The 15,598-nt window shown below is 51.4% G+C and carries 17 protein-coding genes; 13 read left to right on the top strand and 4 right to left on the bottom strand.

The features are described from left to right. Positions 1-64: 64 nt before the first annotated feature. Complete coding sequence (gene cls, locus AC506A_RS12400; protein ID WP_495461302.1) at positions 65-1,492, top strand: cardiolipin synthase; 1,428 nt, start codon at positions 65-67, stop codon at positions 1,490-1,492. 6 nt (positions 1,493-1,498) lie between these two features. On the opposite strand, the gene AC506A_RS12395 is transcribed toward cls, so the two are convergent. Together AC506A_RS12395 and AC506A_RS12390 are read right to left on the bottom strand one after the other, a co-directional pair. Beyond that, positions 1,499-2,731 (bottom strand): NAD(P)/FAD-dependent oxidoreductase, encoded by a 1,233-nt coding sequence (locus AC506A_RS12395; RefSeq protein WP_495461301.1) that lies wholly within the window; start codon positions 2,729-2,731, stop codon positions 1,499-1,501. A 97-nt stretch (positions 2,732-2,828) separates the two neighbouring features. Further along, the gene (locus AC506A_RS12390; RefSeq protein ID WP_495461300.1) at positions 2,829-3,008 is read right to left on the bottom strand and encodes a hypothetical protein; all 180 of its coding nucleotides are present in this window, start codon (positions 3,006-3,008) and stop codon (positions 2,829-2,831) included. Between the two features lie 289 nt (positions 3,009-3,297). On the opposite strand from AC506A_RS12390, the gene AC506A_RS12385 reads away from it, so the two are divergent. The 3 genes from AC506A_RS12385 to AC506A_RS12375 all read left to right on the top strand — a co-directional run bounded on the left by AC506A_RS12385 (position 3,298) and on the right by AC506A_RS12375 (position 5,555). Then, the gene (locus tag AC506A_RS12385) at positions 3,298-4,584 is read left to right on the top strand and encodes an asparaginase (RefSeq protein WP_495461299.1); all 1,287 of its coding nucleotides are present in this window, start codon (positions 3,298-3,300) and stop codon (positions 4,582-4,584) included. Positions 4,585-4,837: 253 nt separating this feature from the next. Further along, positions 4,838-4,978, top strand: a complete 141-nt coding sequence (locus tag AC506A_RS12380) for a hypothetical protein (RefSeq protein ID WP_495461298.1) — start codon at positions 4,838-4,840, stop codon at positions 4,976-4,978. Between the two features lie 415 nt (positions 4,979-5,393). Continuing rightward, entirely contained in the window at positions 5,394-5,555 is a 162-nt protein-coding gene (locus AC506A_RS12375) for a DUF1328 domain-containing protein (protein WP_495461297.1), read from the top strand. Positions 5,556-5,679: 124 nt separating this feature from the next. Here the strand turns inward: AC506A_RS12375 and AC506A_RS12370 are convergent, their stop codons facing one another. Then, the gene (locus tag AC506A_RS12370; protein WP_495461296.1) at positions 5,680-6,537 is read right to left on the bottom strand and encodes an AraC family transcriptional regulator; all 858 of its coding nucleotides are present in this window, start codon (positions 6,535-6,537) and stop codon (positions 5,680-5,682) included. Positions 6,538-6,728: 191 nt separating this feature from the next. Here AC506A_RS12370 and AC506A_RS12365 point away from each other — a divergent pair, with 191 nt between their 5' ends. The 4 genes from AC506A_RS12365 (at position 6,729) to AC506A_RS12350 (ending at position 11,197) form a co-directional block, all read left to right on the top strand. After that, positions 6,729-7,901, top strand: a complete 1,173-nt coding sequence (locus tag AC506A_RS12365; protein WP_495461295.1) for a galactokinase — start codon at positions 6,729-6,731, stop codon at positions 7,899-7,901. A gap of 43 nt (positions 7,902-7,944) precedes the next feature. Further along, a complete protein-coding gene (gene galE / locus AC506A_RS12360) occupies positions 7,945-8,934 on the top strand; it encodes a UDP-glucose 4-epimerase GalE (RefSeq protein ID WP_495461294.1) in 990 nt (329 codons plus the stop codon). A gap of 32 nt (positions 8,935-8,966) precedes the next feature. Next, positions 8,967-10,550 (top strand): UDP-glucose--hexose-1-phosphate uridylyltransferase, encoded by a 1,584-nt coding sequence (locus AC506A_RS12355; RefSeq protein ID WP_495461293.1) that lies wholly within the window; start codon positions 8,967-8,969, stop codon positions 10,548-10,550. Positions 10,551-10,738: 188 nt separating this feature from the next. Beyond that, positions 10,739-11,197, top strand: a complete 459-nt coding sequence (locus AC506A_RS12350) for a hypothetical protein (protein ID WP_495461292.1) — start codon at positions 10,739-10,741, stop codon at positions 11,195-11,197. A gap of 99 nt (positions 11,198-11,296) precedes the next feature. On the opposite strand, the gene AC506A_RS12345 is transcribed toward AC506A_RS12350, so the two are convergent. Further along, positions 11,297-11,524, bottom strand: a complete 228-nt coding sequence (locus AC506A_RS12345; protein WP_475782160.1) for a DUF1128 domain-containing protein — start codon at positions 11,522-11,524, stop codon at positions 11,297-11,299. A gap of 104 nt (positions 11,525-11,628) precedes the next feature. On the opposite strand from AC506A_RS12345, the gene AC506A_RS12340 reads away from it, so the two are divergent. From AC506A_RS12340 to yyaC, 5 genes are all read left to right on the top strand, one after another. Next, positions 11,629-12,258 (top strand): hypothetical protein, encoded by a 630-nt coding sequence (locus tag AC506A_RS12340; RefSeq protein WP_495461291.1) that lies wholly within the window; start codon positions 11,629-11,631, stop codon positions 12,256-12,258. Positions 12,259-12,353: 95 nt separating this feature from the next. Then, the gene (locus AC506A_RS12335; protein WP_495461290.1) at positions 12,354-13,112 is read left to right on the top strand and encodes a sugar phosphate isomerase/epimerase family protein; all 759 of its coding nucleotides are present in this window, start codon (positions 12,354-12,356) and stop codon (positions 13,110-13,112) included. An 81-nt stretch (positions 13,113-13,193) separates the two neighbouring features. Beyond that, positions 13,194-14,342, top strand: coding sequence for a Gfo/Idh/MocA family protein (locus AC506A_RS12330; protein ID WP_495461289.1), 1,149 nt, complete (start codon positions 13,194-13,196; stop codon positions 14,340-14,342). A gap of 17 nt (positions 14,343-14,359) precedes the next feature. Beyond that, on the top strand, positions 14,360-14,944 hold the full coding sequence (locus AC506A_RS12325; RefSeq protein WP_495461288.1) for a GNAT family N-acetyltransferase: 585 nt from the start codon (positions 14,360-14,362) through the stop codon (positions 14,942-14,944). Positions 14,945-15,039: 95 nt separating this feature from the next. Next, entirely contained in the window at positions 15,040-15,597 is a 558-nt protein-coding gene (yyaC, locus tag AC506A_RS12320) for a spore protease YyaC (protein ID WP_495461287.1), read from the top strand. Position 15,598 lies beyond the last annotated feature (1 nt).

The raw sequence follows: 15,598 nt of genomic DNA, 5'->3' as shown, positions 1-15,598 counted from the left end.
AGAAGGGGGGTGAAAGCTAGTCTAAGAAGGAATGGCTGTTATCGCAAGAAAAAGGGGGCTGGACATGGGGTGGATTCTCGCCGCACTGCTAATATTTATCTTTCAAATCGCGACAATTCTTGCACTTGAATACCGCCGTCCGGCCAAAACTGTCGCCTGGCTGCTGATCATATTTGTGCTGCCTGTAATCGGATTTGTGATGTACTATTTTCTCGCGCAAGCGTACAAGCGTCAGCGGGAATTTCGTTTGAAGAGCAGTTCGACCGAGGATTCAAGGCGGTTGGCGCTGTCCCGGTGCAAGCAGGTGCATCGTCTGAGCGACATGCATGGCGAAGAATTTGCCGAGCAGGAGAGATTCTATCACATGCTGCAGGGGCTGACCTTGTCGCCGATTACGTGCCGTAATGAATCTACTGTGCTGACAGATGCTGAGGCCGCGTATGGTGCTATTTTTCAAGCGATAGAAGAAGCTAGGCATCATATCCATGTCGAATTCTATACGATCCGAGATGATCATATCGGACAGCGGCTCAAGGAAGCACTCATTCGCCAAGCGAAGGCCGGCATTGAAGTGAGGGTCATCTATGACGGTATTGGCAGTTTGAATTTAAGCAGCGGCTACGTGTTGGAGCTTGAGCGGGCAGGGGTAGAGATCACGTGCTTCTTGCCGCCGCGAATGGCGTTCTTTGATAAACGGATGAATTTCAGAAATCATCGCAAAATCGTCGTTGTAGATGGGTTAGTCGGTTTTCTCGGCGGCATTAATATCGGTGATGAGTACCTCGGCGGCAATCCCAAGCTCGGTTTTTGGCGGGATACCCACGTGCAGCTGCGAGGAGATGCGGTGTATTTTTTGCAAGAAGTGTTTATGCAGGATTGGTGGTATACCTCGAAGAAGCAGCTCTCGGACCCGATCTATATGCCTGTGCACCCATGCACAGGTCATGAACAGGTGCAGATCGTACCTAGCGGACCGAACAGTAGAGATGAAGCCATCCTGGAATGTGTGTTTGCGGCGGTGACGGTTGCCAAATCGCGCATCTATATTGAAACCCCTTATTTCATTCCGGATCCAAGCCTGTTAATGGGGCTTCGAACGGCGGCGCTGAGCGGCGTCGATGTGCGAATTATCATTCCTTATGTGCCGGACACGAAGCTGGTGCTTTATGCCACTCTATCTTATGTGGAGGAAATGCTTGCTGCCGGCGTGCGGATTTATCGGTATCGCAAAGGCTTCATGCACGCCAAAGTGCTCATTGTCGATCATTTGCTGGCTTCGGTTGGGACGGCAAATATGGATATGCGCAGCTTCTTCAGCAATTTTGAAATTAATGCGCTGCTGTTCGATGAGAAAGCGATCGATCGGCTGGAGGCGGATTTCATGAAGGATATGGAGGATAGCGGCGAGGTAAGTCGCGCGGAGTTTCTGAAGCGACCGCTTCGGCAGAAGGCCGGAGAAGTTATCGCACGCATGCTCTCGCCGCTGTTATAGCAGCGTTTATACGTTTTGCAAGGATGGTCGATTCAATGCCACGATTGAGGCAAGCGGATGCTCGGTTTGCATAATCTGAGCATGAAGAATGCTTGCCCCCATCATGCTGTAGACGGTTCCGTTGCCACCGTAGCCAAGACAATAGTAAACACCGCTCCAATTAGGATCTTCCCCGATAAAGGGCAAGTTGTCACGTGAGGTGCCGAAAGTCGCATTCCATTCATGCGCAATCGGAGCTTCTAACGATGGGTAAAATGCTTGTACGCGAGTGAGCAGCATCTCAGCATGTTTGCTTCTCGCGTTTTTCTCTTCCAGCGGTATGGGGGATTCCTCATCATAGCCACCAGCTATAACCCGGCCATCGTCGGTGATGCGCATATAGAAATAAGGGCGGGCGGTTTCCCAGATAAAATAATCCTTGAACTGCTGCTGCAGTTGTTCTTGCGGCTCGGTCACGATGACATACGTCCGGTCGAGATTTGATTTGATCAGCTGCCCGCGCAGCTCCTCCGGTTCATAGCCGATTGCATAGATGACATGTTTGGCGCGAACGGAAGCCTGTGATGCAGTCCGAAGTACATGAGTTCCGTCTTCTTCTGTTTCATGGCTGATCACATCGGTATGTTCATGTACGGCAAGGTTGTAGTTGCTTGTCGCAGCTTCGATTACGGCATGAACGAATCGAAACGGATTCAACTGCGCATCCCCGCGAGTCACGATTGCGCCGGGTTTGCGGAATGGGAATGCGGCAGCGATTTGATCCGGCTCCCAGTAGCTCACGTCGAAGTGATGACGCTTAAGTGTCTCGTATTCGCGCTTGAGCTTCGGAAGATCTTGCTCGGTGCTTGCTACATATAAGCTGCTTTTTGGAGCGAAACCAACGTCTGCCCCCAGCTCAGCGGCGATTTCACCTAGCTGAACGATCGCTTCGGTGCAGCCTTTATAGAAGAGAACCGCATCCCGCTCGCCAATCTCATCGATCAAATCACACAGCATGATGTCATTGCAGAATTGAAGCAATCCTGTGTTTGCAGTCGTGCTGCCACCTGCGACATCACCCCGTTCGAGTAGTACGGTCTTAATTCCCTTCTGAGCGAGCTTATATGCACATATCGAGCCCGACATCCCGCCTCCGATGATTGCAACTTCTGCTGCCGTATCCCCGTTCAGAGTAGGGTAGGTTACTTGCTTCTTCAGCGTTTCCGGCCAATAGAGATTTCCTCTATGTAGTACTTTCATCAGTATCATACCTCCAGTAGCTACTATGCCCATTTTTGGACGAGAAAAAAGAGGGATCGTTCAGGATCCCTCCCCTTATTTTGGCTGTGCAAACATGCTATTCTTGAATCGGATCGGGTATGAGACCCTCTTCCTGCAGCTGGCTGTTCGTCTTCATATGTTTCATGTCATGGCCGAGTCGTTTCATGTCTTGGTAGTCTTGAACCATTGAACCGTTTTTTGCGTTCGAGACTGGCTTAGACTTGCTTCCGGCTTGCCCGCAGATTGGATTTTCCATGATCGATGGCTCCTTTGGTATACTGGATTAAGCAGGTGCACAGTGTGTGCTCGCTTTAAGCTTATATTTCTATAAGTGTATACTTGACTTCTATATACCCGAGGCAGAAAAAGTTGAAACCTGAAACCGAAGATTGGGCTTTGGAATAGGCTGGTAGGGATTGAGGGAATGTAGGGGAAAGAAACGCAGACACCTAGAGTGGAACAACAGGATATAGAGCGAGCGGAAGTACAGGCAGGGGAAAACATAATTGGGGAGTAGGATTGGAAAAATGCCAGGGGTGAGCACGATGATACAGACAGCAACAACAACAGCAGCGAGCGTGCTGGGAGTTCCGCTCGTTCAGACGACACGAGGCGAGTGGATAGAAAATGTTCATAGCGGTCACGCAGCAGTCGTGACATGGGACGGCGAACTAATAGCGCAGGTTGGGGATGCGTCTATATGGACGTACATGCGTTCAACCGCCAAACCCATTCAAGCCTTGCCATCCGTGCTTGGCGGCGTCGTTGACACATACGGATTGAAGGATGAGGCTATCGCGCTGATGTGCGCATCCCATCAAGGAACGGCGGCGCATATGGCCGTGCTGGAACAAATGCTGGTGCAAACCGGCGTTCACGAAGAGCAGCTGGTATTTGGTCCGATGCTTCCGGCTAACTTGCAAGCTCGCGATGAGCTGCTTGAGCGGGGCGGGAAGCCGCGAAAGCTGTACCACGTGTGCGCTGGCAAGCATATCGGTATGCTTGCGCTATGTAAGCTGCGCGGCTGGCCGCTTGAGACGTATACGCAGCCGGAGCATCCGCTTCAGCAGGAGCTGCTGCGGACAGTCGCGATGATGGCGGAGCTTCCTCCGGAGGAGATCGGCAGCGCCATCGACGGCTGTGGCCTGCCGGTGTTCGCGATGCCAATGTGGCGACTCGCGCTGGTTTATGCGCGATTTGCCGCTTGGGCCAGCGAAGCGGCTGCGCCTGTGGCGGGAGAGAGCGGCGCCACGGTGGCGAGCGAGTTGGAAGCCGGAGCAGCCGGTGCTCTGGCTGCAGAGGCTGGCGGAGCCGCCGTGAAAGTGGCGGAAGCGGGAGTCACTGGGACGCCAATTATGGCGGCCGGCGGCGAAACTGGTGGATCTGCCGTGAAAGTGGCAGAAGCGGGAGTCACTGGGACGCCAGGGGCTGGCGTTGAAGGTGGAGGCGGCGCAGGAACGTCTGCTTTGGAAGCCATTGCAGCGGCTGCGAAGCGTATCGCCTCAGCGATGATCAGCCATCCGACCCTCGTGGAGGGTCCGGACCGGCTGGCAAGTATTATGCTTGGTGACGGGAATGTCGTCGCTAAGAGCGGCGCGCAAGGTGTTTTCGTTTTCGGCTTGCGCAAAGAGCGGCTCGCCGTTGTCATTAAACTGGCCGACGGAGGAGAGTCTCCTTGGCCAGAAGCGGTGTGCGCCATCCTCGAACAAATGAAGCTTGGAGAGGAACTCATCACACGCATCCGCAGTCAAATCTCACCTGAGATTCGCAACGATGCCGGACAACTCGTCGGTCAACGCGAATCCTGCTTAACGCTGAAGGTGAACTTATAACTGCCAACTTGCTTCCGGCAAGTGTTGCTCTTGGAGCAACACATGGGTGCGAAATCGTCGGAAATGGCGGAAGAGTAGCCCTGGGAGCAACACATTGGTGCGAAACCGTCGGAAATGCGTAATCGTTGGATATGGTGAAAGAGTAGCCCTGGGAGCAACACTTTGATGCGAAACCGAAGAGCTTGTCTAATGAGTAGCTTCTAGGGCAACACATTCGGAAAAGTTTGCGATACCGGTGCAAGAAGCTCACCTAATGATCTACATTGGTGCCAAAGCTGCGAAATTCGTGCAAGAAGCTCACCTAATGATCTACATGAGAGCCAAAGCTGCGAAATTCGTACAAGAAGCTCACCTAGTGATCTACATGAAGCCAAAAGCCGTGAAATTCGAGTAAGAAGCAAACCTAGAGATCTACATGGGAGCAAGAGCCACGGAATTTGTGCGAGAAACTTACTTCAGAGACTGCAAAGTTGGTTGAAGGGCGGCGAATGGAGTAACTTGGGATGGTGTGAGAGGTAACTGTTACCGCGCATGCAACAATATCGAGCATTTTTAGTATAAAGAGCGGTACTCTGTACCTCACATTTGGCGAAAACAAGTAAATTACTCTAATGAGCGGTAATGGATACCTCTCTAAAATTATGCATCTTCTAAAGCAAGGGAAAACATAGGGTTACCTCATTTCATCCTGGAACACGGATGAGGAGGTAATCCTATTTTGCGTTTCAAGTAAGTACGGGCTGGTTTAAAGCAAAGTAAGCCAAGGTGCTACACCATACAAAACAATCAAACCGAAAGGGTGAGGAATTATGTTGGGATATGCACTTATGTTCTTTATCGTTGCTTTAATCGCTGGTTTTCTTGGTTTTTTCACACTCGCGTCAGCAGCTGCTGGCGTAGCAAAAATTTTGTTCGTCGTGTTTCTGGTGCTGTTCGTGATCTCGTTTATTTTTGGTCGCAGACGCGTCTAGCGCTTCGGCCAGCGCTTAGCGTGAAGCGCCTCTGGTGCACCGAGCGCGTGGCTTCGAGCGCTTAGTGCACCCCGAGCGCAGCACGCCTTGCACCTAGCGCAATTCGCGCCAATGCGCCGGCGTCTTAAAGCCGGCGCATCGCTTCGCGATAGGCCGTGGGCGACTGCCCATAGAAGCGGCGGAACTGCTTTGAGAAGTACAGCGGGTCCTGGAAGCCGACGGACGCCGCGATCTGCTCGATCGTCAGCTCGAGGCGCTCGCGCAGCAGCAGATGCGCTTTGTCGATGCGCAGCTTCAGCAGAAATGTGACGGGCGTTATGCCCGTCTGCTGCTTGAAGATGCGCGACAAATAAGCGCGGTTGTAGCCGAGCGCATCGGCCATATGCTCGATCGAGATCGGCTCGGCGTACTGCGTCGACAAATACCGGATGACGTCGCCGGCAAGCGCTTCGCTGTCTTGCCCGCGCTGCGCCGCGCCGGAATCCGTATCCGGACCTGCCGCGCCGAACTCCGCAAACAACAAGTACAAGTAACCGACTGCGCGCAGATGAGCCGCTCCGCCGCCAAGGCGGAAGGTTCGCTGTATGCTGCGGAACAACACGGCAACGCGCGGATTGCCTCCCGTATCGACGATCGGCATCGCCGAATCGAGACCGGCTCCCGCGACCAGCGGCTCCGCGTGCCGACCTTCAAATGCGATCCAGCGATACCGCCACGGATCAGCTTCGCTCGATGCGTAACTGATAAGCTGCCCGGGCGGAATAAGGAAGGTCTGCCCGGCTCGCAGTTCAAATTGCCCGCCGGCGTAGGTGAAGGTGCCGGAACCGGACAGAATGTGATGCATTAAATAGAAGTCATAGACTTTAGGCCCGATCAGATGATCGGGCTTTGTCTGACTTTCCCCCGAGAACAATACATATAAATCACCATGTTCGTTCGAAACCGGATTTGAAAGGACAGTATAGGTAGGCTGCAGCGACATCGCGCTGAAACACCTCCATTTTCCAAGTGAATAGCTTACAGGTATTGTAACACAACACGCTCATTAATATCGTTAACAGGTCACAAAATTCCATGCCCTGTTCACATCAAGCCATTTTGTTCAGCCTCCTATTCCGCTATACTAAACCTATAAACAACAACAACTAAAATCCAAGAAAGCGGTGTAGCACAATGGCGAACATCCATGAATTGACTGAGCGGTTTCTGAACACATACGGCAATGAATCGACAGAGAAAATAGCAGTATTCCATGCACCGGGCCGCGTCAATTTGATCGGCGAGCACACGGACTATAACGGCGGCTATGTATTCCCGGCTGCACTGACCTTCGGCACTACACTGCTTATTCGCAAACGCGAGGATCAGCAGCTCGGACTCGCTTCCACCAACTTTGATCTTCATAAACATATTCCGATTTCACCGATCGTGCATGACGAGGCAGATGACTGGATGAACTACCCGAAAGGGATCGTGAACGAGCTGGCGCAGCGCGGCATCACATTCAACAACGGCTACGATCTTCTGTTCCACGGTGAAATCCCGAACGGAGCAGGCCTGTCGTCCTCGGCTTCCATCGAAGTTGTAACGGCTTATGCACTTCTAACCATGGAAGGTCAAGCGACGGACACCGTGCAAATTGCGCGCCTCGCACAGAAGTCCGAGAATGAATTCAATGGCGTCCAATGCGGCATTATGGATCAATTCGCAGTTGCCAATGGCAAGAAGGATCACGCGATTCTCCTGATGTGCGACACGCTTGAATACGAGCTGATCCCGTTTAAGTCCGGCGATTATCAAATCGTTATCGGCAACACGAACAAACGCCGCGGTCTAGTGGACTCCAAGTACAATGAGCGCCGCAGCCAGTGCGATCAAGCGGTTCAGGATCTCAAAGCAGCATTCCCAGAGCTCACGCTGCTCGGTCAGCTTTCGCTGGAGCAATTCCAAGCCAATAAACACCTCATTCAAGATGAAATCGTGCTGAAGCGTGCAAAACATGTCGTTGAAGAAATCGACCGCGTGCTTCAATCCATGAAAGTGCTCAAAGAAAATGATCTGCACGCATTCGGCCAATTAATGAACGCCTCGCATGATTCACTCCGCGACCTGTACGAAGTAACAGGAGATGAACTGGATACGATGGTGGCAGCAGCGCGCACCGTTGACGGCGTACTCGGCTCCCGCATGACAGGCGCAGGCTTTGGCGGCTGCACGGTATCACTTGTTCATAAAGACAGCGTAGAGACTTTCAAAGCAGAGGTTGGACGTATCTATACAGAAGCAACCGGACTAGTACCAGACTTCTACGTGTGCACCATCGGCAATGGAGTCGAACAACAATAATAATTTCCAATCATGAACCAGATATAGAGGAGGAGAAACGACTATGGCAGTTCTAGTAACAGGTGGCGCAGGCTACATCGGATCGCACGCAGTTGCGGCATTGCACGAACGCGGCGAGGAAATTGTAATTATTGATAATTTGCAGCAGGGGCATAAGGAAGCGTTGCTTGGCGGCAAGTTGTACGTAGGCGATCTGCGGGACGGCGATTTCCTAGACACGGTATTCGGAGAGAATGCGATCGATGCCGTCATCCATTTTGCAGCAAACTCGCTCGTTGGCGAGAGCATGAAGGATCCCGGCAAGTACTACCACAACAATGTCTATGGCACACTATGCTTGCTTGAGAAAATGAACCAATACGGCGTCAAAAGAATCGTGTTCTCGTCAACCGCAGCGACCTACGGCGAACCGGAGAACGTTCCGATTCACGAGGAAGATCGTACGCTGCCAACCAATACGTATGGTGAAACGAAGCTTGCGATGGAGAAAATGATGAAGTGGTACGACACCGCTTACGACGTGAAATATGTGTCGCTTCGTTACTTCAACGCAGCAGGCGCGCATGCAAGCGGCCGAATCGGTGAGGACCATAATCCGGAGACACACTTGGTGCCGCTCGTGCTCCAAACCGCGCTTGGCCAGCGCAGTCACATCTCGATTTTCGGGGATGATTATGCGACCGAAGACGGCACATGCGTACGTGACTATATCCACGTGAGCGATCTGGCTGACGCGCATGTACTTGCCGTTGAACGACTGCGCAATGGCGGCGACAGCGCCATCTACAATCTTGGCAACGGAACAGGCTTCTCCGTGAAGCAGGTCATTAATATCGCTCGTCAAGTAACAGGACGCGAGATTCCTGCTGTTATGGAAACGCGCCGCGCCGGCGACCCGGCTGTGCTAGTTGCTTCTTCGGACCGTGCACGCCAAGAGCTTGGCTGGAACCCTTCCCGCAACAAACTGGAAGACATCATCGGAAGCGCATGGGCTTGGCATCAAGCAAATCCAAGCGGCTACAACAAAGACTAGCATGAACGAGTGCCGCGAGAGGAGCAAGTGCAATGACTGACCATCACTCACCCGATACGAGCACGGAAACCGTGCTGCTTCATATAGAAAGGCTTGTGCAATTTGCGGTGCAGCGCGGTATGATCGAGCCTCCGCTGGATGTCTATGCATCCCGTAATGCGCTGCTTGAATTATTTGGGTTAAACGAAGCGTATGAAGGCATCGTACCGGAGGAACGGCTTGAGAGTGCCGTCCCACTGCTTGAACCGCTGCTGGATTACGGTGCTTCGATCGGATTAATGGCAGATAATACAACAACCTACCGCGATTTACTGGATGCGCGTATTATGGGTCTGCTGATGCCGCGTCCTTCGGAAACGGCTGCGAGGTTTCGCCGTACATCAGAGAACGAAAGTGTAAGTAAGGCAACCGATGAGTTCTACCGACTGAGCATCGATTCCAACTATATTCGAATGGATCGGATCGCGAAGAATCAATATTGGGAGCAGCCGACGGAATATGGAAATTTGGAGATTACCATTAATCTCTCCAAGCCTGAGAAAGATCCGAGGGAGATCGCATTACTTAAGACACTGGCGCCCAGCAACTATCCCAAATGTTTGCTCTGCGCCGACAATGTAGGCTATGCCGGCCGAGCGGACCATCCCGCTCGTCAGAATCTGCGCATTGTGCCGCTTGAGCTGCAAGGCGAAACTTGGTACTTCCAATACTCGCCATACGTGTATTACAACGAGCATAGTATCGTGTTCCACAGCAAGCATGTCCCTATGCGCATATCGGCACTTACATTCGCACGACTGCTGGATTTCGTTGAAGCCGTACCGCATTATTTTATCGGCTCCAATGCGGATCTGCCGATTGTAGGCGGCTCTATTCTCAATCACGATCATTTCCAAGCCGGGCGTCATGTCTTCCCCATGGAGACAGCCGCCGCTGAGCAAGTATTTGTTCATCCGCAAGGAGATGGGGTTACGTACAGTATAGTAGCTTGGCCCATGTCGGTCGTTCGTTTGAACGGAACGGACAAAGCAGCTGTGCTGCGCGCCGCAGGCAGCATCCTCGATGCGTGGCGTGCATACAGTGACGCGGAAGCGGATATCGTCGCATTCTCTGAGAAGAATGGCGAGCAAATACCGCATAATACGATTACGCCAATCGCAAGATTGCGTGACGGCGGCGAATACGAGCTGGATCTGGTGCTGCGTAACAATCGCACAAGCGAAGAGCATCCGGATGGCATTTTCCACCCGCATCAGCATTTGCACCATATTAAGAAAGAAAATATCGGCCTCATTGAGGTGATGGGACTTGCAGTTCTTCCGGGCCGTCTCAAAGCTGAGTTGGAAGAAATTACACGTATCCTTACCGGGAAGCAAGCTTTGGATAGAGCCTCCCTTGCAGGCGGCCCGCTCGAGAAACATGCGGATTGGATTGCATCCATCGCCCGGACGCACGGATCGTCGCTTACAGCAGAACGAGCGGAGGCACTTCTTCGTGATGAAGTCGGCGGCAAGTTCCTTGAAGTGCTCATGGATGCAGGCGTCTATAAACGTACGCCGCAAGGCGCGGACGCTTTTGCACGATTCCTGCTCTCACTTGGCTTAACTCGGATCTAAACGACGACAAATGCCCGTCCCTTGTAACAAGAGGAGATGGGCTTTTCTATTCTTCGAAGTAAGAAAAACATTATTTTCGAACAAAATAATCATATTATTTGTAATAATTATAGAAATAGAAGAGGGATATCGGTTGTTATGGCGAAAAACATTATAGTAATCGTAATTCAAAGTCGGGGGGATGTTTAATGCCGCTTCCAATTATTCCTATTGATGAATTTCTGGCGTTGTCGACAGATGATCAGGTCGAGAAGCTGAAGCAGTGGAAAATGGACTATACGCTCAAGGACATTCGTGAAGCGTGGGGGTTCAAGCATTCGGCGCAGTACTATATGCTGCTGAAGAAGCTGCGGATTTATGAGCGCGTCGTGAACAAATCGGACAAATTCTCGCCGGAGCAAGTTTTAACATCCAGAACAGGCCCAGAAGCATATACAGCAGGTGTTTACACGTATAGCGAACGTTCCGTTCCGGCTGATCAATTCGGCTATGAGCTGAATGTAACGCTGAGCGGCCCGGAGCTTGCAGACAAGCTGGAACGGCTGGCGCATTTTCTGAAAGGCGAGCATAAGGCGGTTTCCATCAAACTGTCCATCTCGGCTTCCAAGGCGGTACAAGCTAGCGGGGATGAAAGCGCAGACATCTAGACTCATACATAACGAAAAATAAAAAAACCGAGCGCGTTCCGACTCGGTTTTTCTATTATCCAAAATCACGATTAAAATGTAATAAATTAGAAAATCATCTTATTTTTCGCGAAGCTGGCCTAGTTCGGAAACGATCGCTTCCACTTCACTAATGCTGAATTTATCTTTACTAGCCACAATATCGTAAATGTCTTTCAAGTCCTCGTATCTCGCTAAGCTAAAGTTGTTCGCTTGCATGGCAGCGCCTGAGGCCATGCGCAGCTTGTTCTTTATCGTATCGATCATAAACGCGACGTTGTCTTGGGTTGCTTCCGATAGATTATTCATTGGTTAATAGCTCCTCTCCATACATGTCTGTGCTCGTATTGTAACATGCCTCATATTGCACATGCTACGCCCAATAAACCGTTGTTAAACACTGGAGGATATGGATGAAGATACGTTTACTACATAAACAAGTCGATTCGGAGCAATGTCCACTTTTATACGAAACGAGCTTTGAGCATGCAGACGAACTGGACAACTGGCGGATTTGCAGCGGGGAGTGGTGGGTCGAGGAAGGCTGGCTCCAGGGCAGGAACCCGCTGAATGCGCCGGGCGTGCTGCTGAGCAAGCAGGATTTTCCTGGCAATGTGCTTGTTGAATTCGAAGGTCGAACCGTACAACCGAGCACGCACGATATTAACTTGATGTGGAATACCAGCTGGGATGAAGAGAAGAACATGCGCGGCGCTGCATATGTCGCCGGACTTGAAGGCTGGTGGGAAGGCAAAATCGGCCTCGAGAAGTCTCCTGAATATAAGCTGAATGCCGCTACACCGCTGTTTGATTTTGAGCCTGGTCGTATTTACCACATTCAAGCCGGCAGCATCGACGGACATTGTTTTGTTTGCGTGGACGGCAAGCTGCTGCTCGAGCTGACCGATTACGATCCGATCGATTCGCAGCTTCACACGAAGGTAGGCTTCGAAGCTTACGCAAGCTTCATCCAAATCCGTCATGTGCGGATTAGATCCATCGAATGGCAGCCGCTCGTTCGCTCGTACCCTGCTGAATTTTGAGAAGAAGAAGTCAATAAACAGCAAGGAAGCTGCTTTATAATAAAAAACATAGATCTACTTCCTACACTTCAACTATACGGAGGTTTAACTCAACCATGACTGCACCTAAACTGGGCTTGATCGGAATTATGCATGAAGAAATGAAAGCGGATTTATGGGGAACGCTGCGCCGGATCGCGGATATTGGTTATAAAGGCATTGAGGGAGCGGAGCTGCTGCTCCCGGGCGACACAGCCGAGAATGTGCGTCGTTTCCAAGATCTCGGATTGCATGCCATCACCCTCAGTGCCAGCCGTGAAACGCTGCGCGGTGAGCTGGAAAGCATTATCGCTAATGCGAAAGCAGTACAAACCTCCCATGTATCGGTATGGTGGGGACCGTGCAATTCGAAAGAAGAGCTGCTGCAGGATGCCGAGCTGTACAATGCAGCCGGCGCGAGGCTGGCTGAGGAAGGCATCAAGCTGTGCTACCATAATCATGAGCATGAATTTCTGACTTCCTTTAACGGTGTGTCTGCGATGGATATTCTCGTGGAGTACACCGATCCGAAATCCGTATTTTTCGAAATGGACATAGCCTGGATTACGATGGGCAAAGCAGATCCTGTACAAGTGCTGCGCCGCTTGGCCGGACGCGTACCGTCCATTCACATCAAGGATGTGTTCAGTACGAGTGAGAAGGGCCACTGGACCGCAGTTGGGACAGGCGTTGTCAATATCGCAGATTCCATACAAACCGCGAAAGAAATCGGTGTAGATTGGATGGTCGTGGAGCAGGACAACCTGCGCAATCTTACTCCGATGGAAACGATCACAGTGAGCTACTTGAATTTGAAAGAAGCAGGTTTGATCTAATATAACGAATAGAACGATTGCTTCGGGGAACTGAGGCAATCGTTTTCTTATGAGAATCCAACAGGTGGAGGCGACTGAATAATGACGATTAAAATAGGTATCGTTGGCGCGCGAGGACTCAGCACATTGCAGGGATTTCGCTGTATCGAGGACACAGAGGTAGTTGCGCTTTGCGATCTGGATGGCGACTATGTCAAGGAAGCGGCAGCTAAGAACGGCATTCCTCGGACCTACCGCGTATTCGAAGATATGCTGGAATCGGATATTGATGCGGTTGTCGTTTCAACGCCTATGCAATTGCATGTTCCGCAAACAATCGCAGCGATGCATGCAGGTAAGCATGTATTAAGCGAAGTAACGGCAGGCGTTACGATGGACGAATTGTGGTGGCTGAAGGAAACGGTGGAGTCCTCGAACAAGGTATACATGATGGCAGAGAACTACTGTTACATCCCGCAAAATCAACAAATTTTGAATATGGTTAAGCAAGGGCTATTCGGCGATGTATATTTCGGCGAAGGCGAGTACTTGCATGACATTCGCAGTCTGGCTACACGGTTCAACCGGGAAGGCGCTGCTGGGGGCTCGAAGCCGACCTGGCGCAACTATTGGCAGCTTGGCAAGCGTGGCGCATATTATCCAACGCATAGTCTGGGGCCGGTCATGCAGTGGTTTCAAGGCGACCGGATACGATCGGTTTCCTGCTTCGGAACAGGCTGGCATACGGACAAACGTTTCCGCCAAGAGGATACGTCCATTACGATGTGCCAGATGGAAAGCGGTAAGCTGATAAAGCTGCGGATTGATTGCATTTCGAAGCGTCCCCACAATATGAGCTACTACACCCTCCAAGGGACAAAAGGCAGCTTCGAGGCACCTCGCGGATTAGGCGATACACATAAAATCTGGCTGGAGAGCATGGGTGATCCAGAGGATCATGCAGCTTGGCGACCGCTCAGTGAATACAACGATTATTTGCCCGAGCGCTATAAGAACGTGACGGAAGAACAGAAGGCCGCAGGTCATTGGGGAGGCGATTATTTTATCGTAGAGGACTTTGTAGAAGCGGTTAAAGGAAATCGCAAGCCTGCCATCGATGTGTATGATGCTTGTGAATGGACGGCAGTTGCGCTCTTATCAGAGTTATCGATCATGAACGGCGGACGGACGATCGACATGCCGAATTTTAAAACAAGCTCATCCTTCCAGGATCAGATCATAAAACTATAAAAAGGAGTTATCAACCAATGAGCGAACAACAGCATGCATCCCAATTGTTTATGGTTCGAGAGGATATTTCCGCATTGCCCGCACTTACACTTCCTGCTGGATATGGCTTGCGAAGCTTGCAGTCTGGTGATGAGGAAGCCTGGGAGCATATCATAAACGACTCCTTCGGAGGGGAGCATCCATTCGATAAAGAGATGGCTTCTGACGAGCCGTATAAGCCGGAGCGGGTATGGTTCATCACGGATGAACAGGATGTACCGATCGCTACAGCATCGGCTTGGTTCCGTCCCCAATATAGTGAAACGACAGGATACTTGCATATGGTAGGTCTCCTGCAATCGCAAGGCGGGAAGAAGCTGGGGCTGTATGTCAGCTTGGCAGCGCTGCTGCATATGGTGCAGGAAGGCTGTACGCGAGCGGTACTGAACACCGATGATTTCCGTATACCTGCCGTCAAAACTTACTTGAATCTTGGATTTGTGCCCGTCTTTACGGACAGCAGCCACCTTGATCGGTGGCAGGCATTGGCAATCAAACTGAAATGCCGCATAGAAGCCATTCAGATGGACGGTACGCCGATTACTATTGAACCTAACGCTTAATCGGAGGCAGCCGCCTCGTATTGAGAGGATAGATTTGAAGCGTGAGCAGCATTTCGTTACAATGAATTCAGCAATGTTCAAAGGAGTCGTTCATCATGGGAAGTCGGGCGAAAGCGCGCAGACACCGAAATGAAGACCCGGTTATCCGGGAGCGCGCAAGCATCGACGGCATTGAAACGCTGCTGCGTGAAGCGGCGGTGCGCCAGCCTGACCAATCGAAGGTTCTCTTCGTATGCATCGGTACGGATTGCTCAACAGGCGATTCGTTCGGTCCATGGGTGGGCACGATGCTGCTGGAGGCCGGTTGGCCGAATGTAATCGGAACACTGGAGCATCCATGCGATGCCGATCACTATGAAAGGCTCATTGCCGACATTCCGCCATTCATGACGGTGGTTGCTATAGATGCTTGTTTGGGTAAGAAGAATGAGGAGCCCTGTTATATGATTGGCAGAGGTCCGCTGTTCCCCGCGCAAGCGGTCGGTAAAAGGCTGCCGCCTATCGGCGATTACAGCATTGCGGGGATCGTAGCGCCGCATAGTGTAAAACCCTATTGGGTGCTGCAGCACGCTTCTTTATTTGAAGTGATGGGAATGGCTCGTATTCTCGCGGATACAATAAATGAGGTATGGATGAAGAATGAGAAAGGATGAG

The organism is Paenibacillus sp. N22P23, from assembly GCF_059383735.1.
This window is presented reverse-complemented; position numbering and strand designations above follow the sequence as displayed.

Coding starts and splice junctions, on each gene's coding strand:
- cls (WP_495461302.1), top strand. CDS start 65: ATGGGGTGGATTCTCGCCGCACTGCTAATATTTATCTTTCAAATCGCG.
- AC506A_RS12395 (WP_495461301.1), bottom strand. CDS start 2,731: ATGAAAGTACTACATAGAGGAAATCTCTATTGGCCGGAAACGCTGAAG.
- AC506A_RS12390 (WP_495461300.1), bottom strand. CDS start 3,008: ATGGAAAATCCAATCTGCGGGCAAGCCGGAAGCAAGTCTAAGCCAGTC.
- AC506A_RS12385 (WP_495461299.1), top strand. CDS start 3,298: ATGATACAGACAGCAACAACAACAGCAGCGAGCGTGCTGGGAGTTCCG.
- AC506A_RS12380 (WP_495461298.1), top strand. CDS start 4,838: ATGATCTACATTGGTGCCAAAGCTGCGAAATTCGTGCAAGAAGCTCAC.
- AC506A_RS12375 (WP_495461297.1), top strand. CDS start 5,394: ATGTTGGGATATGCACTTATGTTCTTTATCGTTGCTTTAATCGCTGGT.
- AC506A_RS12370 (WP_495461296.1), bottom strand. CDS start 6,537: ATGTCGCTGCAGCCTACCTATACTGTCCTTTCAAATCCGGTTTCGAAC.
- AC506A_RS12365 (WP_495461295.1), top strand. CDS start 6,729: ATGGCGAACATCCATGAATTGACTGAGCGGTTTCTGAACACATACGGC.
- galE (WP_495461294.1), top strand. CDS start 7,945: ATGGCAGTTCTAGTAACAGGTGGCGCAGGCTACATCGGATCGCACGCA.
- AC506A_RS12355 (WP_495461293.1), top strand. CDS start 8,967: ATGACTGACCATCACTCACCCGATACGAGCACGGAAACCGTGCTGCTT.
- AC506A_RS12350 (WP_495461292.1), top strand. CDS start 10,739: ATGCCGCTTCCAATTATTCCTATTGATGAATTTCTGGCGTTGTCGACA.
- AC506A_RS12345 (WP_475782160.1), bottom strand. CDS start 11,524: ATGAATAATCTATCGGAAGCAACCCAAGACAACGTCGCGTTTATGATC.
- AC506A_RS12340 (WP_495461291.1), top strand. CDS start 11,629: ATGAAGATACGTTTACTACATAAACAAGTCGATTCGGAGCAATGTCCA.
- AC506A_RS12335 (WP_495461290.1), top strand. CDS start 12,354: ATGACTGCACCTAAACTGGGCTTGATCGGAATTATGCATGAAGAAATG.
- AC506A_RS12330 (WP_495461289.1), top strand. CDS start 13,194: ATGACGATTAAAATAGGTATCGTTGGCGCGCGAGGACTCAGCACATTG.
- AC506A_RS12325 (WP_495461288.1), top strand. CDS start 14,360: ATGAGCGAACAACAGCATGCATCCCAATTGTTTATGGTTCGAGAGGAT.
- yyaC (WP_495461287.1), top strand. CDS start 15,040: ATGGGAAGTCGGGCGAAAGCGCGCAGACACCGAAATGAAGACCCGGTT.